Genomic DNA, 21,140 nt, shown 5'->3' with positions numbered 1-21,140 from the left:
CATCAAGCGAAAGGAGCTTTTGACACAATGTCTTGGTTTACATATTTAGGAATAGAACAACCTGCAGAAATGCTGGCGCTGGTAAAAACCTTGCTGCGTATTTTTTTCATTATTGGCGTCGCTTATTTTCTTAACCGGCTGAGCAAGAGCCTGATTGTGAAACTCAGGGATAAACTCAATGCCAGACAGGCTGAAAACCTCGAAGAAATCAAACGCCTGAATACCCTCAGCATGGTACTGCGCTATATTGTCACCACCGTGATTATGGCGATTACCGTGGTTGAAATCCTGCATGAGCTTGGCATCTCCATTGCACCGGTGCTGGCGGCGGCAGGGGTGGTCGGTCTGGCAGTCGGTTTTGGCGCACAAAGCCTGGTCAAAGATTACTTTAATGGTTTTTTTCTGCTACTGGAAAACCAGATTCGTAAAGATGATGTCGTGGAAATTGCCAACAAGGCAGGCCTGGTAGAGGAAATTACGCTACGCTACATCAAGATGCGCGATTACGAAGGCAATGTACATTTTGTGCCAAATGGCCAGATCACTACGGTGACTAACCGCTCACGCGATTTTGCTTATGCCGTGATGGATATCAGGGTGGCATACGATGAAAACCTCAGCAAAGTCATGCAAATCATGCATGAGGTGGGGGCTAGTATTGTGCAGGATGCCGAGTTGGGCAGTAAGGTGCTGGATAAGCTGGAAATTGCCGGAGTGGATAACCTGGCCGAATCCGCCGTCATTATCCGCTGCCGCATCAAGGTACGGCCACTGGAGCAATGGACCGTGAAACGCGCTTATTTACAACGCATTAAAAATGCCTTTGATGCACAGCAGATAGAAATTCCGTTCCCGCAACTCACGGTCTATCAAAATCAGTTGGCCGCTTAAAGCTTCAGGCTGTCAGAGGGTCCAGATCCGCTCAACAGATCTACCGCCGTCTGGCATTTTTGCCAGACGGCGGTAGCTAATAATATGTCTGGTAATATATCTAGCGCAGCCACGCTGACCTTTTGAAGGTTAAGGCGCGCTATCCTTGTGCAGGCTACACCTGGAAATCGCACATCCGGCAATTGCCCACATTCCAATCAGGCGGCCAGTTGACGGATGACGGCGGCCAATTGCTCGGCTTGTGCTTGTACCAAGGTTTGGTTCAACCCTTCTACCATCACACGGATTTTCGGCTCAGTGCCAGAGGCGCGTAACAGCACCCTGCCCTCACCATTAAGCGCAGACTCCGCTTGTTGCACGGCAGCTTGCACAGCGTCCTGATTCAAGTCCAGTTTTTGTTTGGTGGTCACGTTAATCAATACTTGCGGATACAGCGTCAGGGCTGCGCCCAGCTGTTGCAAGGACTTACCACTCTCGCGCAAGGATTGCAGCACCTGGAGCGAGGCAATAATCGCATCGCCACTGGAGTGTTTATCCAGCGTGAGGATATGCCCGGAATTTTCACCGCCCAGTTTCCAGTTCTTTTCCTGCAAAAGCTCCAGCACATAGCGGTCGCCAACATTGGCACGGCCAAACGGAATCTGATGCTTTTGCAAGGCATGCTCCAACGCCAGATTGGTCATGAGCGTGCCAGCCACCCCGCCCTTGAGCTTGCCTTTGGCATACAGCCCCATGGCAATGATATACAGCAACTGATCGCCGTCTAGCAGGTTACCTGCACCGTCCACCATCATCACACGGTCGCCATCCCCATCAAAAGCGATGCCCAGATCGGCATGATGCTCGACCACCGCTTTTTGCAAGGCTTGTGGATGTGTAGAGCCAACATTCTCATTGATATTCAAACCATCAGGATGATTACCGATGGCGATGACTTCTGCCCCTAATTCATGGAATACAGGTGGCGCCACGTGATAGGTGGCCCCATGCGCACAATCCAAGACAATCTTGAGGCCGCGCAGGTCAAGATGGTTAGGAAATGTACTTTTACAAAATTCCACATAGCGGCCTGCGGCGTCATCGACGCGCTTGGCTTTGCCCAGTTGTGCGGAATCCATGACCTGCATGGGTTTGCCCAGCTCGGCCTCAATCGCAAACTCGATCTCATCCGGCAGTTTGGTGCCCAGGGCAGAGAAAAATTTAATGCCGTTATCGTAATACGGGTTATGCGAAGCAGAAATCACAATGCCCGCCTGTGCACGCAAGGCACGGGTCAGATAAGCCACCGCGGGCGTAGGCATGGGGCCAGTGAGCAACACATCAACGCCTGCGGCAGAGAGGCCTGCCTCTAAGGAGGCTTCCAGCATATAGCCAGAAATGCGCGTATCTTTGCCGATCAACACACTGGGCCGTTTACCGGCTGGCAAGTGTTCATGGCTCGCTAATACACGTCCGGCGGCATAGCCCAAGCGCATGACAAACTCTGGCGTAATGACAGACTCGCCTACCCGTCCGCGGATGCCATCTGTGCCAAAATATTGCTTACTCATGTATGTATCCTTTTATCCTCGTTCTGATGTACGTTCTGATTTATGTGTTCAACTAAATGGTGATCGAATCCAGCCACTATTTAAGCGCCGCAACCACCTTGAGTGCTTCAACAGTGGCTTTCACATCATGCACCCGTAGCAAATGGGCGCCTTGCATGGCGCTGATCACCGCCGCCGCGACACTGGCATGCAAGCGGGCATCCACATCATTGCCGGTCATTTGTCCCAGCACCGATTTACGTGATAGACCGACCAGCAAGGGGCAACCCAACTCAGTGAATGCAGGCAAAGCCTTCGCCAAAGCAATGTTATGCGCACGCGTTTTACCAAAACCAAACCCTGGGTCTAGCATAATCCTCTCTTGGGCGATCCCTGCTGCCAGACACGCATCACGCTGCGTCTGCAGAAACTGTTTTACTTCCGCCACCACATCCTCATAGTGTGGCGCCTGCTGCATGGTTTGTGGTGTGCCCTGCATATGCATAATACACACACCAGCATCACTGGCAGCCACCACCTCTAGCGCACCGACCTCTTGCAAGCCTCTGACATCATTCACGATGCTGGCACCGGCTTCAATCGCCGCACGCATCACCGCTGGCTTATAAGTATCAATCGAAATGGGCACTGGAATATCCCGCGCCACCAAAGCTTCAATCACCGGAATGACGCGCGCTAGCTCGTCAGTAAGTGAGACAGGCGTTGCATTTGGCCGGGTGGACTCACCACCAATATCCAGTACGGCCGCGCCTTGATCTATCAGGGACATGGCATGGCTGACTGCGGCATCAAGCTGGTTAAATTGCCCGCCATCCGAAAAGGAGTCGGGCGTGACATTGACGATCCCCATCACTTGGGGTTGATCAAAATTGAGACGGAAACGTCCGCAATGAAAGAGCATAGGTCCTTGATTTCCAAAAAACAAAGGCTGGCAAAAGCCAGCCTTGTTATTTTAACTGAAAGCCAGGCTGTCACAAACCCGGCACTCTGTATCTAAATGTGCTCTAGACTAAAGTATCAGTATCATCGCCTTTTGCGGTGGGTTGCGGTGCCGGGTTCACCAATGTGCCTGTACCGCTACCACCAGAACTAATGGTCGGGCCATTTTTCTGCTTGGGTGCACGCACAGGCAAGCCAGCCATAATGTCATTGACCTGGTCAGCATCAATGGTTTCAAACTCCATTAACGCCTTGGTCATCGCTTCCACCTTGTCGCGGTTATCTTCGAGCAATTTACGTGCGATTGCATATTGCTCGTCGAGAATACGACGGATTTCAGCATCGACCTTTTGCTGGGTCGCTTCTGAAACTGTCCGTGACGACATGCTACCCATCCATGAATCCTGCTCGCTGCCCGCATACACCATGGTACCCAGCGTATCAGACATGCCGAACTTGGTGACCATGTCACGCGCCATTTTCGTTGCACGCTCAAAGTCATTCGAAGCACCGGTAGACATCTGATGCATGAAGATTTCCTCGGCAATCCGGCCGCCGAACAGAATGGAAATATCTTCCAGCATTTTGTCTTTGTAGTTACTAATCCGGTCATGCTCCGGTAACTGCCAGGTCAAGCCCAACGCCCAGCCACGCGGCATAATCGTCACCTTGTGCACAGGATCCGCTTTAGGCAACAGCTTAGCAACCACGGCGTGACCAGACTCATGATAGGCCGTATTCAAACGTTCCTCTTCACGCATGACCATAGACTTACGTTCTGGACCCATGAAGATTTTGTCTTTGGCATCTTCAAAATCCTGCATGTCTACCGTACGTTTGTTACGGCGCGCAGCAAACAAAGCGGCTTCGTTCACCAGGTTAGCCAGGTCAGCACCACTGAAACCAGGGGTACCACGGGCCAGAATATCTGCTTTAACATCTGGATCAATCGGCACTTTGCGCATGTGCACATTAAGGATTTGCTCACGGCCCTTGATATCTGGCAAGCCAACCATTACTTGGCGGTCAAAACGGCCAGGACGTAGCAAGGCTTTATCCAGCACATCCGCACGGTTAGTCGCTGCAATCACGATGACGCCCGAATTAGCTTCAAAACCATCCATTTCGACCAGCATCTGGTTCAAGGTTTGCTCGCGCTCATCATTACCACCGCCTGTACCCGCACCCCGATGACGACCCACAGCATCAATCTCATCAATAAACACGATACAAGGTGAGTTTTTCTTGGCGGTTTCAAACATGTCACGCACACGCGCAGCACCCACACCAACAAACATTTCCACAAAGTCAGAGCCTGAAATGCTAAAGAAGGGGACTTTAGCTTCGCCGGCAATCGCACGGGCCAGCAAAGTTTTACCTGTCCCTGGCGGACCTACCATCAACACGCCACGTGGAATGCGGCCACCCAGCTTCTGAAACTTGCTAGGATCTTTCAAAAACTCCACCAGTTCTGCCACTTCTTCTTTGGCTTCGTCGCAACCGGCCACATCGGCAAAGGTAGTGCTGTTGTTAGACTCGTCCAATTGACGTGCCTTACTCTTACCAAACGAGAAGGGACCGCCACCTTTGCCACCGCCTTGCATCTGGCGCATGAAGAAAATCCAGACGCCAATCAGCAAGATCATTGGGAACCAGGAGACAAAAATGCTCATCAGCATGGACTCATGCTCTTCTGGCTTGGCTTCAACAATCACGTTATTTTTGAGCAGGTCAGACACTAACCATGGATCGGAAGGGGAGAAAGTTTCATAACTTTTGCCTTCGTTGGTGGTGACATGCAATGAGCGTCCATCAATCTGCACCTTGGCCACCCGGCCATCTTTAACCTCTTGCATGAACTGGGAGTAAACCACCTGGCCACTGCTTCTGCCCGTGCCGCTAAATTGATTAAATACCGTCATCAGCAACAAGGCAATTGCTACCCAAATCGCGATATTCTTCAGTAGATTATTCAAAGTGGTTCCTTAACTTTAAAAACGAAAGGCAGGGAAAATCCCTAAGAAAACAATGGAGGCAAAGCCCAAAATTTCAAGCCTTTAATGGCATTGTATACCCATTTTTTTGCTTGTGCGATCAAACTAAACGCTAAAAAGCATTGCAATTCAAGCTTTTCGCTGCAATCCCAGCAAATACACTTCACTGCTACGGTCCCGGGAAGCTTTCGGTTTCCGTGTGACCACTTTGCCAAATTGGCCACGCATTTGTTTTACAATTTCCTCAAAACCGCTGCCAATAAACACTTTGACCAGAAAGCTGCCGCCCGGTTTCAACCAATGCTGACAAAAATCCAAGGCGAGTTCTGTCAGATACGCCGCACCGGCCTGGTCCACATCTTTTAGTCCACTCATATTGGGCGCCATGTCAGCAATCACCAGATCAACCAGCTTGCCATTGAGCGAGGCTTCCAATTGCTGCAGCACCGCTTCTTCACGGAAGTCCCCGCAAATAAATTCCACACCAGGAATCGGATGCATTTCCAAAATATCCAGTGCGATCACCCGTCCCTGGCCTTTAATGCGCTGCACAGCAACCTGTGACCAGCTGCCCGGCGTGGATCCCAGGTCTACCACAGTCATCCCCGGCTTAATCAACTTGTCTTTATCATCGATTTCCAGCAATTTATACGCCGCGCGCGCACGGTAGCCATCTTTTTGTGCCCGTTTAACAAATTCGTCGTTCAGATGCTCTTGCATCCAGGCTTTACTGGTTTTAGAGGGTTTCATAGGGGGAATTCCTGCTTCATGCTAAAATGCGGTCTGTTTACAAGGAATATTTTGCATGCAATTAAACAGCAAACAAATCGCTTACTTACGTGGCCTGGCACATAATTTAAATCCGGTGGTCATGATCGGCAACAATGGCCTGACCGACGCAGTGTTAAAGGAAATTGACGTCAGCCTCAATGCGCACGAGCTCATCAAAGTACAAGTCGCTGGCGATGACCGCGACTTGCGCAAATCATTGCTGGAAGAGATTGCCGACAAGGCGGGTGCGATTGCCGTGCACCATATCGGCAAACAATTAGTGTTTTACCGCGCCAGTGAAACGGTAAAAGCCTCAGCCAAAATTGTGATCCCCAAGCTGTAATAGTTTACAAAACATCGGTAAAACATACCCGTGTGAATAAAAAACGCGCAATTCGTTGCGCGTTTTTTATGGTCTTCAGTTGGACTTCACCACCAACCAGACGCCAAGCAAACACTCTACCATATAAGCAATACTGGCGATGCCGTGCCAGGTTTTAAATCGGCTTGCAAAGACACTTTGCATCACATCGTTTGGTAGCGCACTGGCTTTAAGCTGGGCCAATAATGGCTGGATGCCAAACTCGCCAATCAGTACCAGGATCCACATGATAAGGATCACCCAGAACAGCCCCTGCTTGAATGCTGAAAAACCCTCATTCGCCAGCCGCTGGATGAGCAGCCACACGCCGCTCACGAGGCCAATATAGCTGACAATGCTGAATAATCTACCCGCCACATTTCCCGCCAGCATGTGGTCAGGAATGGTTTTAAACAGCACACTGGCAGTAATGGCGGTCATCCACAAAGCCCCCACCCACAGCGTGAGTAAAACCGGATTTAACCAGCCGGTGAATCCTGATTGCTTGGCCATCGCTGCTACGCTCCTATCTTCTGCTACTACCGCATCCTGAATGATTCAATCGCAAGGACTAAACGTAGAGCACCTCAATGATTTCATACTCTTTTACGCCGCCTGGTGACTGAATTTCAACCACTTCGCCCTCAGACTTGCCAATCAGGCCACGGGCAATCGGCGAACTGACCGAGATTTTGCCATTTTTGATATCGGCTTCATCTTCACCGACAATCTGGTACGTTTTGGCATCGCCAGAATCCAGGTCTTCAAACCTGACAGTGGCGCCAAATACGACCCGGCCTTCGGCATTGAGCGTGGTTGGGTCAATAATCTGCAAGTTAGACAGTTTCGCCTCAAGCTCGGCAATGCGGCCTTCGATAAAGCTCTGGCGCTCTTTGGCAGACTCATACTCTGCGTTCTCAGACAAGTCGCCCTGTGCACGCGCTTCAGCAATGGCCTGGATAATATTGGGTCTATCCACCGCGCGCAAACGTTGTAATTCTTCTTTGAGCAATTCTGCACCTTTCACGGTGACAGGAATCTGATTGACTGCCATGATGAAAATACCTTCAAAAAAATGAGTATAAAAAAAATAAACCACACCCAAATGAGCGTGGCTTATTTAAATATCAACTAAGCCTAGTGTATGTTAAGCAAGGCGTTTGTGCAAGTCTTGCACAGAGTAGACATCCATGTCCTTGCTTTGCGCCATGCCGATACAAGCCGCGCGTGCACCAGCCAATGTCGTGTAATAAGTCACCTTATTCTGCAGGGCACTGCGACGGATTTCATATGAATCAGTGATGGCTTTTTTGTCTTCCGTCACATTGACAATCAAACTGATCTCATCGTTCTTGATCATGTCGACAATATGTGGGCGGCCTTCAGCAACCTTGTTGACCGGCGTCACTTCCAGGCCTTGCTCAGACAATGCCCGTGCGGTCCCTTTGGTAGCTACCAGGGTAAATCCAAGCTTCACCAGATCTTGCGCAATATCGATCACTTTTTTATGGTCTTCGTTGCGCACGCTGATAAAGGCTTTACCACCCGTAGGCATCTTAACTGAAGCCCCCAGTTGCGACTTCACAAACGCTTCTGCAAAGGTGTTACCTACACCCATCACTTCGCCAGTGGACTTCATTTCAGGCCCCAGGATGGTATCCACGCCTGGGAACTTGATGAAGGGGAACACCGCTTCTTTAACAGAGTAATAAGGCGGAATCACTTCTTTGGTCACGCCTTGGGATTTCAGGGTCTGACCCGCCATGCAACGCGCAGCAATCTTCGCCAGTTGCAAGCCACAGGCTTTAGAAACGAACGGTACGGTACGGGATGCACGCGGGTTAACTTCCAGCACATACACCACTTCGCCCTGCTCGGTATTCTGCACGGCAAACTGTACGTTCATCAGGCCTTTAACGCCTAATGCTTTTGCCATTTGCACGGTTTGTCTGCGTAATTCATCTTGCAGGCTATCGCTGAGGCTGTAAGGTGGCAATGAACAGGCAGAGTCACCGGAGTGCACGCCCGCTTGTTCCACGTGTTGCATGATGCCGCCGATCAATACCTCTTCGCCATCGCTGAGCGCATCCACGTCGACTTCAATCGCATCATTCAGGAAGCGGTCCAGCAGAACCGGAGACTCGTTAGACACCTTCACCGCTTCACGCATGTAGCGCTCCAACTGGCTCTGCTCATGCACGATTTCCATCGCGCGGCCACCCAGTACATAGGAAGGACGCACCACTAATGGATAGCCAATTTCAGTCGCCAGGCGGATGGCTTCCTCAGGCGCGCGCGCCGTACGGTTTGGTGGCTGCTTCAAGTTCAAGCTGTGCAGCATCTGTTGGAAACGCTCGCGGTCTTCCGCACGGTCAATCGCATCAGGCGTGGTGCCGATGATAGGCACACCGGCTTTTTCCAGGTCACGCGCCAGTTTGAGTGGCGTTTGACCACCGTACTGCACGATCACACCAACCGGTTTCTCGATATTGACAATTTCCAGTACATCTTCCAACGTCACTGGCTCAAAGTACAAGCGGTCAGAAGTATCGTAGTCGGTCGACACGGTTTCCGGGTTACAGTTAACCATAATGGTTTCGTAACCGTCTTCACGCATGGCAAACGCCGCATGCACGCAGCAATAGTCAAACTCAATACCTTGGCCAATGCGGTTAGGCCCACCGCCCAACACCATGATTTTTTTCTTGTCTGACGGATTCGACTCGCACTCTTCTTCATAGGTGGAGTACATATAGGCCGTATTGGTGGCAAATTCAGCCGCACAGGTATCCACACGCTTGTAGACCGGACGAACATTCAGCGCCTGACGGAAAGCACGCACTGCATGCTGGTCTGTGCTCAGCAACTTGGCAAGACGACGATCCGAGAAGCCTTTGCGCTTGAGGCGGAACAAGGTCTCTTTGGTCAAATCCCCCAGCGACTTGCCAGATAATGACAACTCAAGCTTGATGATCTCTTCAATCTGCACCAGGAACCAGCGGTCAATTTTGGTGATGTCAAACACTTCGTCCAGGCTCATGCCCAAACGGAAGGCATCCGCCACATACCAGATACGTTCAGGGCCAGGCTCGCCCATTTCCTTGACGATACGGTCTTTGTCATTGGTGACTGAATCCAGACCATCGACCCCGACTTCCAGGCCACGTAGTGCTTTGTGGAAGGACTCCTGGAAACTACGGCCCATCGCCATGACTTCGCCTACAGATTTCATCTGGGTCGTCAAGCGGCTATCGGCCTGCGGGAATTTTTCAAAAGCAAACCGTGGTACTTTGGTCACAACGTAGTCAATCGATGGCTCGAAAGAAGCTGGCGTCTGGCCACCGGTAATTTCATTACGCAACTCGTCCAGCGTAAAGCCTACCGCCAGTTTGGCCGCCACTTTGGCAATTGGGAAACCCGTTGCCTTGGAAGCCAGCGCAGAAGAACGGGACACCCGCGGGTTCATCTCGATCACAATCATGCGGCCATCGTTCGGGTTGATGGCAAACTGTACGTTTGAACCACCGGTATCGACACCAATTTCACGTAATACCGCCAGAGAGGCGTTACGCATGATCTGATACTCTTTATCCGTCAGTGTTTGTGCTGGCGCAACGGTAATGCTGTCGCCGGTGTGCACACCCATAGGGTCCAGGTTTTCAATCGAACAGATAATGATGCAGTTGTCCGCTTTGTCACGCACCACTTCCATCTCATATTCTTTCCAACCCAACAATGACTCTTCAATCAGTAATTCATTGGTGGGTGAGGCATCCAGACCGCGCTCGCAAATGGCGATAAACTCTTCGCGGTTATAAGCAATGCCGCCGCCACTACCGCCCATGGTAAATGAAGGACGGATAATCGCCGGGTAACCAATCGTCGCCTGCACTTGCAAGGCTTCTTCCAGGCTATGCGCGATGGCAGAGCGTGCAGAGCCCAGACCAATTTTGGTCATGGCTTCTTTAAACTTCTGGCGATCTTCGGCTTTATCAATGGCCTCTTTGGTCGCGCCAATCAGTTCTACATTGTATTTTTGCAAGACACCATGTTTGTCCAAATCTAATGCGCAGTTCAATGCAGTCTGACCACCCATGGTTGGCAGCAAGGCATCAGGACGCTCTTTTTCAATAATTTTTTCGACCATCTGCCAGGTAATTGGCTCGATGTAAGTGGCATCCGCCATTTCCGGGTCGGTCATGATGGTGGCCGGGTTGGAGTTCACCAAAATGACGCGGTAACCCTCTTCACGCAAGGCTTTACAGGCTTGTGCGCCAGAGTAGTCAAACTCACAGGCCTGGCCAATGACAATCGGACCTGCACCGATGATCAGGATACTTTTAATGTCGGTTCTTTTTGCCATTAGATGGACTTTCTTTCTTGCATTAACTGGATAAAGCGGTCAAACAACACGCTCATTTCTTGCGGACCTGGGCTGGCCTCAGGGTGACCCTGGAAGCTGAAAGCAGGTTTGTCAGTGCGTGCGATGCCTTGCAGGCTGCCATCAAACAATGACACATGCGTGACTTTGACATTGGCTGGCAAGGTCGCTGGATCAGCGGCAAAACCATGGTTCTGGCTGGTGATATAGACACGCTTGCTCTCGACGTCCTGAACCGGATGGTTGGCACCATGATGCCCAAATTTCATTTTCAGGGTTTTTGCCCCACTCGCCAGGGCCAACAACTGATGACCCAGACAAATACCAAATGTGGGGATGCCTGTGTCTACCAAGGTTTTGATGGCAGTAATTGCGTAATCACATGGCTCAGGATCGCCAGGGCCGTTGGAGAGGAAAATGCCATCTGGCTGATAAGCCAGGGCTTGCTCAGCGGTCGCTTGTGCAGGCAACACGGTGACTTTACAGCCACGGGAGACCAGCATGCGCAGAATATTACGCTTCACACCGTAGTCAAACGCGACTACATGGAATTGCGCATCAGCTGTTTTGCTAAAGCCTGAGCCCAATTGCCATTCAGCTTCTGTAAACTCATACGGCTGAGTACAGCTCACGACTTTGGCCAAGTCCATGCCGGCCAGGCCAGGAAAACCATTCGCCAAGGCCAAGGCTTGTGCTTCATCGACAGACTCACCGGCCATAATACAGCCCGCCTGCGCACCCTTTTCACGCAAAATACGGGTCAACTTGCGGGTATCGATATCGGCAATCGCTACTACATTGTTGGCCTTGAGATAATCGGAGAGATTTTGTTCACTGCGGAAATTGCTTTCCAATAAGGGCAGGTCACGAATAATCAGACCCGCAGCATAGACTTTGCCTGACTCGACATCTTCGTTATTGGTCCCGTAGTTACCAATGTGCGGATAAGTCAGTGTGACAATTTGTTCGGTATAGGAAGGATCGGTAAGGATTTCCTGATAACCGGTAATGGAGGTATTGAATACCACCTCACCGACCGTATGACCGGAAGCGCCAATGCTCATGCCCTTAAAAACAGTTCCATCTGCTAACACTATAATCGCTGGAATTGTTTTTGACACCTTTAGCTCCTTAAGTTTGAATCGAAACACATCTCTTGAAGGTCGCCACCTGCCTGCAAGGCCCGTTGTAGCGGTGAGTAGATGTGCAAAACGGGAAAAGTTTTTTGGACTCTTCCCGTTCAGAATTGCGGCATTATAGCTCAGATTGGAGCCTCACTCAAGGGCGAGCTGTCGTGCGGTGAGGTTGAAACTTTGTTTTATCACGTGAAATAGATGGGGCAACAATTAGCTTTTTTCAAAACCAAGCACATCCCGCATATCAAACAAACCGGACTGTTTTGACGCCAGAAACTTGGCTGCACGCAAAGCGCCTTGTGCGAACGTCGCCCGGCTGGAAGCCTTGTGAGTCAATTCAACCCGTTCACCGGTACCGGCCAGCACGACCGTATGATCACCCACGACATCGCCACCGCGCATGGTTGCAAAACCAATGGTGCCTGCCTCGCGCTCGCCAGTGACGCCTTCGCGTGCGTAGACTGCGCAATCCTTAAGGGCCTTATCAATCCCTTTGGCAGCAGCCTCCCCTAAACGCAGGGCCGTGCCAGAAGGAGCATCAACCTTGTGCCGATGATGCATCTCAACCACCTCAATGTCATACCCTTCATTGAGCACGCGCGCGGCCTGCTCCACCAGGTTAATCAGGAGTGTGACGCCTACGCTCATATTGGGCGCAAATACGATACCAGTATTTTTGGATGCCGCTTCGATACTGGCTTTCTCAGCTTCATTGAAACCGGTGGTGCCAATCACCAATTTGACGCTTGCCTGCTGACAGGCTTGCAAATATTGCATGGAAGCTTCTGGTCGCGTGAAGTCTACTAACACATCAGCTCCACTAAGTGCGGCATGGATATCGGACGTAATTTTCACCCCACTGACCTTGCCAAACTGCTCACCAGCATCCCGGCCTATCATGGCGCTTTCAGCGCGATCCAGGGCTGCATGTAATTGCAAACCAGCGTCAGAAAAAACACCTTCCAGCAGGGCATGGCCCATACGGCCAGAAACACCTGCAATGACTACTTTCAACATAACTCGCTCAACTTATTAAGTTTATTTAATGTATTTTTTGTTTAATGATTAAACAGCACATCAAAATCCGATTGGCTCCGCCGCTTCATCTGGCTGCTCAGCGCTACCCTCCGGGGCAGTGACCTGCTGTTTCGCGGCAGGTACATCTGCAGCACTGGCAACGGTTTCGCGGACAATCAGCCAGCGTTTGCTGGCACTATCCAGCTTGAACTGCAGCCGCTTCACCATCTCGTCACGATAGGCTTTAGAGGCATATTTCTGGCTAAAGATGACCACTGCAGTATCGCCTTCACGCGCCACACTCAACTCGCCAAGTTCCAGCGTAATTTTACCCTGTTGTGGTGACAGACGCTTCTTACGCTGCGCTTCCCAGGCACTACGGCTAGGCAACCCTTCTGGCACAAATTCAGGCGAATAAGCAGCAAGATAAGTATTCACATTTTTGTTACGCCACGCCTGCGCCCATGCATCCACAGCTGCTTCAACACTCACTTCTGGGGTAGCAGCAAGCGCTTGTGTCTCTCCTTCAACTTGAGCGGCGGCAACCGGCGACGCTGTTAACTCAACTTTGGGCGTCGCCTCCACTGCGGCAGCCGCTGGAATAGAAGCCACCCGCTCGCGTGTAATTAACCAGCGCTTTTGCATAGGCTCATAACGCATTTCCAGTGTCTTATTCAACGCATCTTTATAGGCCTTGGCAGCATATTTTTGCTCGAATTGCACCGTTGCGACGCTGCCGTCACGCTGCACCTGAATATTATTCAAAACCAATGTAATCGGACCTTGACTGGGAGAAAGACGCTGTTTCCGTTGCGCTTCCCAAGCCGCTTTGTTAGGCAATGCTTCTGGCACAAAATCAGGCGCATAAGCAGCCAGGTAGGTTTTAATATTTTTGCTTCGCCATGCTTGCGCCCAATTGGCCACCGCCTGCTTGATCTCCGCGTCCGTTGATAACGCAGGAGATTCGGCTGCAGTATTGGTCAAGCTTGCCGCGGCTGACGCAACAGGTTGGGCAGGCTCTGTTTCGGCTGGCAAGGCAGGTGCGACTGGCGTCGCTGCCGGACTTTCAGCCAAAGTATCTGTTGCTGCAATCGGCGCAGCTGCGATAGCTGGCTCAGGCGTTGCGGGGGCTTGTACCACAGATTCTTTTGCTAGCGTTTCTTTTACGATAGGCTTGGCGACTGGTGGCGGTGGTGGCGGCAACTCTGGTTCGGGCTCAGGCTCAGGAAGTTGCTCAGCAATAAAAGTTGGTGCAGGTTCACTGGCAGCTTCAGCTTTTGGCGCAACGCCTTTTTCAGTCACCTGATGGGCTTGCGCATCCGTGGCAGGCACATTGGCCTCAGCCATATTGCCGTTGATCATTTCCTGCTCGGTAGGAATGACAGGTGCCTGATACTCGCCTTCTGGAATATAAGGGATCACCTCATCATCTTCAGCCATGTTAACTGTAGCAGGCGGCGAGACAGGCTTGGTCACCGGTGTGGCAGCAACGGGTTTGCTCTGAGCCTTGGCAGCAGGCGACTTTTTGCTGTTTTTTGATTTTGCTGTCGTCTCAGCTGCAGCAACCGTTGCTGTCGCAGCTGCAACCGTTGCCACCGGTACGCTGGCCGCAGGTACATTAGTTGTTGTGGCGCGACTGGTGGCCGCCACAGGGGCTGCTGGTTGTAGTGCAGGCAATTCTGCAACCGGCTCAGCCACTGCAGGCGCCACCGCATCCTGCTCAAAGACTGGTGGCGGCTCAACAGTATCTGCAATTTGGGCAGCCATGGTTTTTTCATTCACCGCTTGTGCGCTCGCGGCAACGCTGGGGGTGTTTGCCTCTGCCGGATTCGCTTGCACCATTTCTTGCGGGCTTGGAGACGCCTTGTACTCCCCTTCCGGGATGTGCGGCACGATTTCTTCTTCAGCCACGGCTGTTGGCACGGCTTGGGTTGCAACTGGAGTCACCTGGGTGGCTTCAGGCTGGTTATTGGCAGACGTGACTGGCTCAACCTTGCCTGAAGTGCCAGCAGGCACCAACGCGTTAGCACCATCGGTCTGCACCGGCGCGGCAGGCTTGGCAGCGTCATCCCCCTGCCAGAATTTCAATTTATCCGTCCACGACTCCTCTTTCTGATCCGCTTTCTGCTCTACGGTTTTTTTGGCAGGTGCTTCAGCAATTGTTTTGATCTCTGGATTCTCTTCTGATGGAATCACGTCTCCACGCACAGCCACCAGACTATCTTTATCAAAGTCCAGGATCACCCTACGTTTTTCAACCACCTGCCCCTGCTCACGCATCTCATAAAAATAATCCCAACGGTTATCCCGGAAACTATCTACGATCAACGGTGTCCCCATAATGTAGCGAACTTGCGAACGCGTCATCCCCGGCCGCAACTGCATGAGCATTTTCGAGGTCACCACATTCCCTTGTTGGATATCCATCTTGAATGGTTTCATTGATGGAAGTTTGGCGCCGCACCCACTCTCCAGAGATGCGACAACCAATACAAATAAGATAGAATTACGCATTGGATTCACTTTATAATCGGTATATTCATAACATACATAAATATACCACGTAGTTTCGCGAATCAAGTACGCCATACTACTTAACCCTCGGACAAAACTTATGCATGATCCTAAAGACCTCAAAAATGCTGGCCTCAAAGCAACACTGCCCCGTTTAAAAATCCTTGAGCTATTTGAAAAAAGCGAGCAGCGCCATCTGTCAGCCGAGGACATCTACAAGATCATGATTACCAATGGCGAAGACGTCGGCCTGGCAACGGTTTACCGCGTATTGACGCAATTTGAACAAGCCGGCTTATTGGTTCGCCACCACTTCGAGAGCGGTAAAGCCGTGTTCGAAATGAATGAAGGTAGCCACCATGACCATATTGTTTGTATCAAATGTGGGCGGGTAGAAGAGTTTTACGATGAGGAAATCGAAAAACGGCAGAAGGCTGCCGCTGAAAAATATGGCTTCAGCATGCAGGACCATTCCCTAACCATTTATGGGACTTGCACAAAACCGTCTTGTGACGAATCCTAAGGCGGGAATTGACTTTTCAGGCCTCACAACAGGCCTGGAGACCCGTTACCGCAGTGCCTGTGGGGCACATGTTAAACGCATCACATAACATGTCGATCTCTACCAGTTTCCCACCTATCGCAAGTCCCGGTGCCCGAATCCTGATCCTGGGATCCTTGCCGGGCGTGACGTCGCTCAAGCAACACCAATACTACGCCCACCCACAAAATGCGTTTTGGAAAATCATGGAAACGCTATTTGAGATTCCCAGGCACGCGCCTTATGCCGAACGTTGTGAACGGCTGCAATTGCTTAAATTAGCGCTATGGGATGTCTGCCATTCAGCCAGCAGGCCCGGCAGCCTGGATAGTGCCATAGTGGCGGAGTCGGTGATTGCGAATGATATCCCCGGTTTATTGAAAAGGATTCCATCCATTGAGTGCATTGCCTTCAACGGACAAGCCGCCGCCAAACTGTTTCAAAAGCATATTGATTTGAAGGCTATGCCAACCACGCTTCTGTTGCCTTCCACCAGCCCTGCGCATGCCAGCCAGCGCTTTGAACAAAAACTTGCGCAATGGCAAGCGCTGCAACTCAAGCTGTCACGCCCAACATCTCTTTTGCATGCTGCCGCGTCGCCTCAGTAATTTGTAAACCACCCAACATACGTGCAATTTCCTCAATCCGCTCTGGAGGATTGAGTGCGTGAATACGACTCAAAGTCACCCCATGCTGTTCGGACTTGCTGACTTGCAGGTGTTGTTGCGCCTGGGAGGCGACTTGCGCCAAGTGGGTAATGACCAGCACTTGCCTGTGCTGGCCCAGCTCCCTTAACAAGCGCCCGACCACCTCGGCAACCCCACCACCAATGCCGACATCGACTTCATCAAAAATCATGCATGGCACGGTACCAAGCGAGGCAGTAGTCACTTGCAAGGCCAGACTGATACGCGACAATTCACCGCCAGATGCGACTTTATTGAGCGGACGCGGCTCTACGCCAGCATGCCCTGCAACCAGAAACTCCACCTGCTCAAGGCCGTAGGCAGCAGGCTCCCCTGCAGTGAGGCTGACTGCAAACCGCCCGCCTTTCAATGACAGTGCTTGCATTTGTCCGGTAATCGTCGCTGACAAAGCCTTCGCAGCCTTTTGCCTGGCAGCAGACAGTTCATTCGCCTGTCTTTGATAGGCCTGCCAGGCTGCCTGCACTTGTTTGGCTAACGCCCCATCATCGGCAAAGCTTTCCAGTTCAGCCATCCGGCGTTTCTGTTGCGCTAACTGCGCTGGTAACTCATCCGGTTTCACACGGTATTTGCGGGCAGCATTATGGATGGCTTGGATACGAGATTCCACCTCGGCCAAACGCTCGGGATCAAGCTCACTCTTTTGCAGATGACGATTTAAGGCACGGCTGGCCTCTTCGAGCTGAATGACCGCTGAATCAAGTGTTTCGGCAATCGGTTGTAGCCCAGCATCTATGGCCTGCAATTCTGCCAATTTGCTTTGTACTTGCGACAATAACTCCAGCGCATTCACTTCCTCGCCTTCACTCATTAGCTGCAAGCTGGCTTCCATGCCGGTCAGCAGGCTAGCCCCGTGACTGAGCCTGACATGCTCCTGCTGCAAGGCCTGCCACTCTTCAGCCGCAAATCCCAGTTGCGATAGTTCCCGTGTGCTATCGCGTAATAAAGCCAATTCCTCCGCATACTCACTAGCATTTTTCTCGACGGCCAACTGTTGTTGGTGACACTGGAACCAGGTTTTATAGTTTTTAGCTACGGCTTTAGCCAGCGGCTCCACCTGTGCATAAGCATCCAGAATCTCGCGCTGTGTCGCAATCTTTAACAAGGAGTGATGAGCGTTCTGGCTATAAATATCAATCAGGGTCTCGCCTATCTCACGTAACTGGCTGATGGTGGCAGTCACACCATTGATAAATGCACGGCTACGACCGTCGGCATAAATCACGCGCCGCAAAATCAGCGTGTCATCGACTTCCATTTCCTGCCCACGCAACCAGTCCGCCGCCGCGGTGTTACGGGCGATATCAAAAGTGGTGGCGATTTCGGCTTTTTCAGCCCCTTTACGGGTTACATCGCCTTCATTGCGAGCACCCAGACTCAATGAAAGCGCGTCAATCAGTATCGATTTCCCGGCACCGGTCTCACCGGTTAATGCGGTATACCCTGCCGAAAACTCGAGTTCCAGGGCATCGACAATCACAAAATCTCGAATAGATAGGGCTTGTAACATAAGTGATCAGAGGGAGTATCAACCCCAGTTGAGTTTGTTGCGTAACATATCAAAATAACAATAATCTTCAGGATGGACTAGCTGGATAGACTGCTGGGCGCGCGCTATACGCACATGATCCCCTGCTGACAGTGGATACTGGCCTTGGCCATCATAACTAATCTGGGCATCAGCCGCGTGCACCACTATCACTTCGATCACACTGTCCGCCGGTACGGTAATCGGGCGGTAACTCAAGGTATGGGGGCTGATAGGCACAATCGAAATCGCTTCGAGGTCTGGATGCATGATCGGGCCGCCCGCGGATAAGCCATAAGCGGTGGTACCGGTCGGAGTGGTTAAAATCAGGCCATCCGAGCGCTGGCGCGACACGAACAGGCCATCCACATGCACCTCCAGCTCTATCAAGCGGAAAGCGCTTTTGATCACCACGTCATTCAAGGCCACAGTATTGAGTAGCAGCGTATTGTCCCGCGTCGTCTCCGAATGCAACAACATGCGGGATTCCAGCTGAAAATGTCCTTGCAGGATCTTGTCAATTTCATCCAGCATGTGCTCGGTTTGCAAATCGGTTAAAAAACCAAGCCGCCCGCGGTTAATCCCGATCAAAGGCACCGCCGTGTCACGCAAGGCGCGGCCCACGCTCAGCATGGTGCCATCTCCGCCCATCACAATCACCAAATCGGCTTTATTGCCTATCGTTTCCAGGCTGGCTTGCTCAAAACCCTCATGCTCGACAAACGCGGCAGTGTTAGACTCTACACAGACATGAAGACCTTGCGCCAGCAAATGATGTGCTAAACGTGTCAAGTCACTTCGCATTTGCTGCAAGGCAGCGGCGTCCATGTATTTGCCGACAATGGCAACAGAGCGGAATGTAGATTGCATGGCCGCATTAAAGCATAGAAGCCTTGAACTGAAAAGCACAGGGGGCTGTTATCACAAGCGCAAATGATGCAAAATCTAGCTGATTGTGATTAGGTAGTCTAAAGTGGATAAACGCGCGCAAATTTTGCTCAAGACCTTGGTGGAACATTACATCAGTGAAGGGCAACCCATCGGTTCAAGAACCCTGCTCCAGCATTCGGGGCTGGATGTCAGTCCCGCAACCATCCGCAACGTCATGAGCGACCTCGAACAATTAGGGTTTATCGCCAGCCCGCACACCTCGGCAGGCAGGATCCCCACCAAAAAAGGCTACCGCCTCTTTGTAGACTCACTGATGACTGTACAGCCCTTGGACCAGCGGGCATTGGCCCAACTCAAAACGGGGCTCTCTTCGCCGGACCCACAAGCGCTGATTAATAATGCCGCCGACATGCTGTCGCAATTAACGCAATTTGCCGGGCTGGTCATGACGCCCAAGCGTACCCGCAATGTGCTAAAACACCTGGAGTTTTTGCATATCAATGACAAAAAAATCCTGGTGATTCTGGTGACCGAAGATGGCCAGGTGCAAAACCGGATTCTGCTCACTGACCGCGCGTTTAGCGCCAGTGAGCTCACGACCGCCAGCAATTACGTCAATAGCCATTGCCAGGGATTGACCCTGGAAGAATTACAACTCAAACTCAAACAGGAACTGCAGCAAATGCAGGCGGATATCAACCGGCTGATGTCCGCAGCGTTAGATGCCGCCAGCCAACCAGACACCTCTGAAAAAGAAGCGGTAGTCATTGCAGGCGAACGCAACCTGCTAGAAGTCAATGAGCTCTCAACCAACGTCAGTAGCCTGCGAAAATTGTTTGAGATTTTTGAACGCCGCACCGCACTCATGCAATTGCTTGACCAAAGCCAACGAGCCGATGGCGTACAAATTTTTATCGGTGGCGAAAGTGGTTACCTGCCGCTGGATGAATGCAGCCTGGTCACCGCGCCTTATGAGGTCGATGGGCAGGTCGTGGGAACACTCGGCGTCATCGGCCCGACGCGGATGGCTTATGAACGGATTATTCCAATTGTGGACATCACGGCAAAACTCTTATCTAACGCCCTTTCCAATTAAGCTCATTTGGTGACCCTTACAGATTCTGACAGCAATATCAGCAAAGTCCCGATAACGTCCTACACGCGCGTTTAAACACAATCCTGACGTACATGCTTGTTTTTCTTTCAACTGTCTGGCAGTTCCTTTTCGCCTGATGACAAGCAGGTGTACTTTCAAATCACTCAGGAGCCTGTCATGAAAAAATCTGCTTTAGCCCTTACAATCGGCCTTAGTTTGTTATTTAACTCTGCTTATGGGGACACTTACGACGCCACTCGAGCGGGAGGTGGTTATGTATTTAGCAATACCTTTTCCGGCGACACCAACTTTAATGATTACATTTCGTTTAGTACAGATGGCCTGCAACAAATTCTTGCCAGTATTTCCGGCACTGGCACCACCATGAATTTTCAGGAATTTAACCTACTTGATAACAACAAAAACTGGCTGATGGCGGGCACCGTATTTAATACGGACGACCAGATTTCATTCGGTTTTGCAAAAAGTGTTCAGCAAGGCAATTACTACCTGCAGATTATTGGGCAAAGCACGGGTACAAATGCGGGCTACGCTGGCACGATCAGCTTAGCAAATGCCGTACCCGAGCCCGAAACGGCTGCACTATTACTAGCCGGCTTGGGAGTGATCGCCTTGCGTCGCAAAACACTCGTGTAGCACACAACCTTTCACGACTCTTAAATCTCCCGCATCCTTAACCTAGGTGCGGGAGATTTTATACTGTCAGATCCTTTTAAAAGCACTTCGTAGCATCCTCCCCCCGTCAGATTCTTCTGACACGCAAATCAGCTTAGATTGACTCCCTGTGTTCTATCCCAATGCTTAA

18 protein-coding genes are annotated in these 21,140 nt (G+C 51.3%); 6 read left to right on the top strand and 12 right to left on the bottom strand.

Annotated elements, in window-relative coordinates:
- Nucleotides 1–27: 27 nt before the first annotated feature.
- Nucleotides 28–891 (top strand): mechanosensitive ion channel family protein, encoded by an 864-nt coding sequence (locus ACIDF8_RS07085; protein ID WP_412009916.1) that lies wholly within the window; start codon nucleotides 28–30, stop codon nucleotides 889–891.
- Between the two features lie 197 nt (nucleotides 892–1,088).
- Here the strand turns inward: ACIDF8_RS07085 and glmM are convergent, their stop codons facing one another.
- The 4 genes from glmM to rlmE form a co-directional block, all read right to left on the bottom strand.
- A complete protein-coding gene (gene glmM / locus ACIDF8_RS07080) occupies nucleotides 1,089–2,441 on the bottom strand; it encodes a phosphoglucosamine mutase (protein ID WP_412009915.1) in 1,353 nt (450 codons plus the stop codon).
- Nucleotides 2,442–2,517: 76 nt separating this feature from the next.
- Nucleotides 2,518–3,342: a dihydropteroate synthase gene (gene folP, locus ACIDF8_RS07075; protein WP_412009914.1), complete on the bottom strand. Its 825-nt coding sequence runs from the start codon at nucleotides 3,340–3,342 to the stop codon at nucleotides 2,518–2,520.
- A gap of 103 nt (nucleotides 3,343–3,445) precedes the next feature.
- Nucleotides 3,446–5,356, bottom strand: a complete 1,911-nt coding sequence (ftsH, locus tag ACIDF8_RS07070) for an ATP-dependent zinc metalloprotease FtsH (protein ID WP_412009913.1) — start codon at nucleotides 5,354–5,356, stop codon at nucleotides 3,446–3,448.
- Nucleotides 5,357–5,503: 147 nt separating this feature from the next.
- Complete coding sequence (gene rlmE, locus ACIDF8_RS07065) at nucleotides 5,504–6,124, bottom strand: 23S rRNA (uridine(2552)-2'-O)-methyltransferase RlmE (protein WP_412009912.1); 621 nt, start codon at nucleotides 6,122–6,124, stop codon at nucleotides 5,504–5,506.
- A 55-nt stretch (nucleotides 6,125–6,179) separates the two neighbouring features.
- Between rlmE and yhbY the strand changes: the two genes are divergently transcribed.
- Complete coding sequence (gene yhbY / locus ACIDF8_RS07060; protein WP_412009911.1) at nucleotides 6,180–6,488, top strand: ribosome assembly RNA-binding protein YhbY; 309 nt, start codon at nucleotides 6,180–6,182, stop codon at nucleotides 6,486–6,488.
- A gap of 75 nt (nucleotides 6,489–6,563) precedes the next feature.
- On the opposite strand, the gene ACIDF8_RS07055 is transcribed toward yhbY, so the two are convergent.
- The 6 genes from ACIDF8_RS07055 to ACIDF8_RS07030 form a co-directional block, all read right to left on the bottom strand.
- Nucleotides 6,564–7,019: a DUF4149 domain-containing protein gene (locus ACIDF8_RS07055; protein ID WP_412009910.1), complete on the bottom strand. Its 456-nt coding sequence runs from the start codon at nucleotides 7,017–7,019 to the stop codon at nucleotides 6,564–6,566.
- A gap of 58 nt (nucleotides 7,020–7,077) precedes the next feature.
- Nucleotides 7,078–7,560 carry a transcription elongation factor GreA gene (gene greA / locus ACIDF8_RS07050; RefSeq protein ID WP_412009909.1) on the bottom strand — a complete coding sequence of 161 codons (483 nt, stop codon included), beginning with the start codon at nucleotides 7,558–7,560 and terminating at the stop codon, nucleotides 7,078–7,080.
- Between the two features lie 93 nt (nucleotides 7,561–7,653).
- Nucleotides 7,654–10,869, bottom strand: coding sequence for a carbamoyl-phosphate synthase large subunit (gene carB, locus ACIDF8_RS07045; protein ID WP_412009908.1), 3,216 nt, complete (start codon nucleotides 10,867–10,869; stop codon nucleotides 7,654–7,656).
- Nucleotides 10,869–12,008 (bottom strand): glutamine-hydrolyzing carbamoyl-phosphate synthase small subunit, encoded by a 1,140-nt coding sequence (gene carA / locus ACIDF8_RS07040; RefSeq protein WP_412009907.1) that lies wholly within the window; start codon nucleotides 12,006–12,008, stop codon nucleotides 10,869–10,871. Before carA ends, carB begins: the two co-directional genes overlap by 1 nt.
- Before the next feature lie 225 nt (nucleotides 12,009–12,233).
- Nucleotides 12,234–13,040 carry a 4-hydroxy-tetrahydrodipicolinate reductase gene (gene dapB, locus ACIDF8_RS07035; protein WP_412009906.1) on the bottom strand — a complete coding sequence of 269 codons (807 nt, stop codon included), beginning with the start codon at nucleotides 13,038–13,040 and terminating at the stop codon, nucleotides 12,234–12,236.
- A gap of 60 nt (nucleotides 13,041–13,100) precedes the next feature.
- Nucleotides 13,101–15,554 (bottom strand): outer membrane protein assembly factor BamE domain-containing protein, encoded by a 2,454-nt coding sequence (locus ACIDF8_RS07030; RefSeq protein WP_412009905.1) that lies wholly within the window; start codon nucleotides 15,552–15,554, stop codon nucleotides 13,101–13,103.
- Between the two features lie 100 nt (nucleotides 15,555–15,654).
- On the opposite strand from ACIDF8_RS07030, the gene fur reads away from it, so the two are divergent.
- Both fur and ACIDF8_RS07020 read left to right on the top strand, forming a co-directional pair.
- A complete protein-coding gene (gene fur / locus ACIDF8_RS07025; protein ID WP_412009904.1) occupies nucleotides 15,655–16,077 on the top strand; it encodes a ferric iron uptake transcriptional regulator in 423 nt (140 codons plus the stop codon).
- Between the two features lie 89 nt (nucleotides 16,078–16,166).
- Entirely contained in the window at nucleotides 16,167–16,703 is a 537-nt protein-coding gene (locus ACIDF8_RS07020) for a DNA-deoxyinosine glycosylase (protein WP_412009903.1), read from the top strand.
- On the opposite strand, the gene recN is transcribed toward ACIDF8_RS07020, so the two are convergent.
- Nucleotides 16,651–18,309, bottom strand: a complete 1,659-nt coding sequence (gene recN / locus ACIDF8_RS07015; RefSeq protein WP_412009902.1) for a DNA repair protein RecN — start codon at nucleotides 18,307–18,309, stop codon at nucleotides 16,651–16,653. The two genes, ACIDF8_RS07020 and recN, sit on opposite strands and share 53 nt — an antisense overlap.
- 18 nt (nucleotides 18,310–18,327) lie before the next feature.
- Entirely contained in the window at nucleotides 18,328–19,197 is an 870-nt protein-coding gene (locus ACIDF8_RS07010; RefSeq protein WP_412009901.1) for an NAD(+) kinase, read from the bottom strand.
- A gap of 103 nt (nucleotides 19,198–19,300) precedes the next feature.
- On the opposite strand from ACIDF8_RS07010, the gene hrcA reads away from it, so the two are divergent.
- Both hrcA and ACIDF8_RS07000 read left to right on the top strand, forming a co-directional pair.
- Nucleotides 19,301–20,314, top strand: a complete 1,014-nt coding sequence (hrcA, locus tag ACIDF8_RS07005) for a heat-inducible transcriptional repressor HrcA (RefSeq protein WP_412009900.1) — start codon at nucleotides 19,301–19,303, stop codon at nucleotides 20,312–20,314.
- Nucleotides 20,315–20,491: 177 nt separating this feature from the next.
- On the top strand, nucleotides 20,492–20,971 hold the full coding sequence (locus ACIDF8_RS07000; protein WP_412009899.1) for an FxDxF family PEP-CTERM protein: 480 nt from the start codon (nucleotides 20,492–20,494) through the stop codon (nucleotides 20,969–20,971).
- Nucleotides 20,972–21,140: the final 169 nt, after the last annotated feature.

Origin of the sequence: Methylophilus sp. 3sh_L (genome assembly GCF_046766015.1) — a bacterium.
Classification (GTDB): Bacteria; Pseudomonadota; Gammaproteobacteria; order Burkholderiales; family Methylophilaceae; genus Methylophilus.
Note: the sequence above shows the minus strand (reverse complement) of the source record. Positions and strands in the feature narration are given on the sequence as shown.

Bases quoted from the DNA above. Each gene is read 5' to 3' on its own strand.
- ACIDF8_RS07085 (WP_412009916.1), top strand. From the start codon at position 28: ATGTCTTGGTTTACATATTTAGGAATAGAACAACCTGCAGAAATGCTG.
- glmM (WP_412009915.1), bottom strand. From the start codon at position 2,441: ATGAGTAAGCAATATTTTGGCACAGATGGCATCCGCGGACGGGTAGGC.
- folP (WP_412009914.1), bottom strand. From the start codon at position 3,342: ATGCTCTTTCATTGCGGACGTTTCCGTCTCAATTTTGATCAACCCCAA.
- rlmE (WP_412009912.1), bottom strand. From the start codon at position 6,124: ATGAAACCCTCTAAAACCAGTAAAGCCTGGATGCAAGAGCATCTGAAC.
- yhbY (WP_412009911.1), top strand. From the start codon at position 6,180: ATGCAATTAAACAGCAAACAAATCGCTTACTTACGTGGCCTGGCACAT.
- ACIDF8_RS07055 (WP_412009910.1), bottom strand. From the start codon at position 7,019: ATGGCCAAGCAATCAGGATTCACCGGCTGGTTAAATCCGGTTTTACTC.
- greA (WP_412009909.1), bottom strand. From the start codon at position 7,560: ATGGCAGTCAATCAGATTCCTGTCACCGTGAAAGGTGCAGAATTGCTC.
- carB (WP_412009908.1), bottom strand. From the start codon at position 10,869: ATGGCAAAAAGAACCGACATTAAAAGTATCCTGATCATCGGTGCAGGT.
- dapB (WP_412009906.1), bottom strand. From the start codon at position 13,040: ATGTTGAAAGTAGTCATTGCAGGTGTTTCTGGCCGTATGGGCCATGCC.
- ACIDF8_RS07030 (WP_412009905.1), bottom strand. From the start codon at position 15,554: ATGCGTAATTCTATCTTATTTGTATTGGTTGTCGCATCTCTGGAGAGT.
- fur (WP_412009904.1), top strand. From the start codon at position 15,655: ATGCATGATCCTAAAGACCTCAAAAATGCTGGCCTCAAAGCAACACTG.
- ACIDF8_RS07020 (WP_412009903.1), top strand. From the start codon at position 16,167: ATGTCGATCTCTACCAGTTTCCCACCTATCGCAAGTCCCGGTGCCCGA.
- recN (WP_412009902.1), bottom strand. From the start codon at position 18,309: ATGTTACAAGCCCTATCTATTCGAGATTTTGTGATTGTCGATGCCCTG.
- ACIDF8_RS07010 (WP_412009901.1), bottom strand. From the start codon at position 19,197: ATGCAATCTACATTCCGCTCTGTTGCCATTGTCGGCAAATACATGGAC.
- ACIDF8_RS07000 (WP_412009899.1), top strand. From the start codon at position 20,492: ATGAAAAAATCTGCTTTAGCCCTTACAATCGGCCTTAGTTTGTTATTT.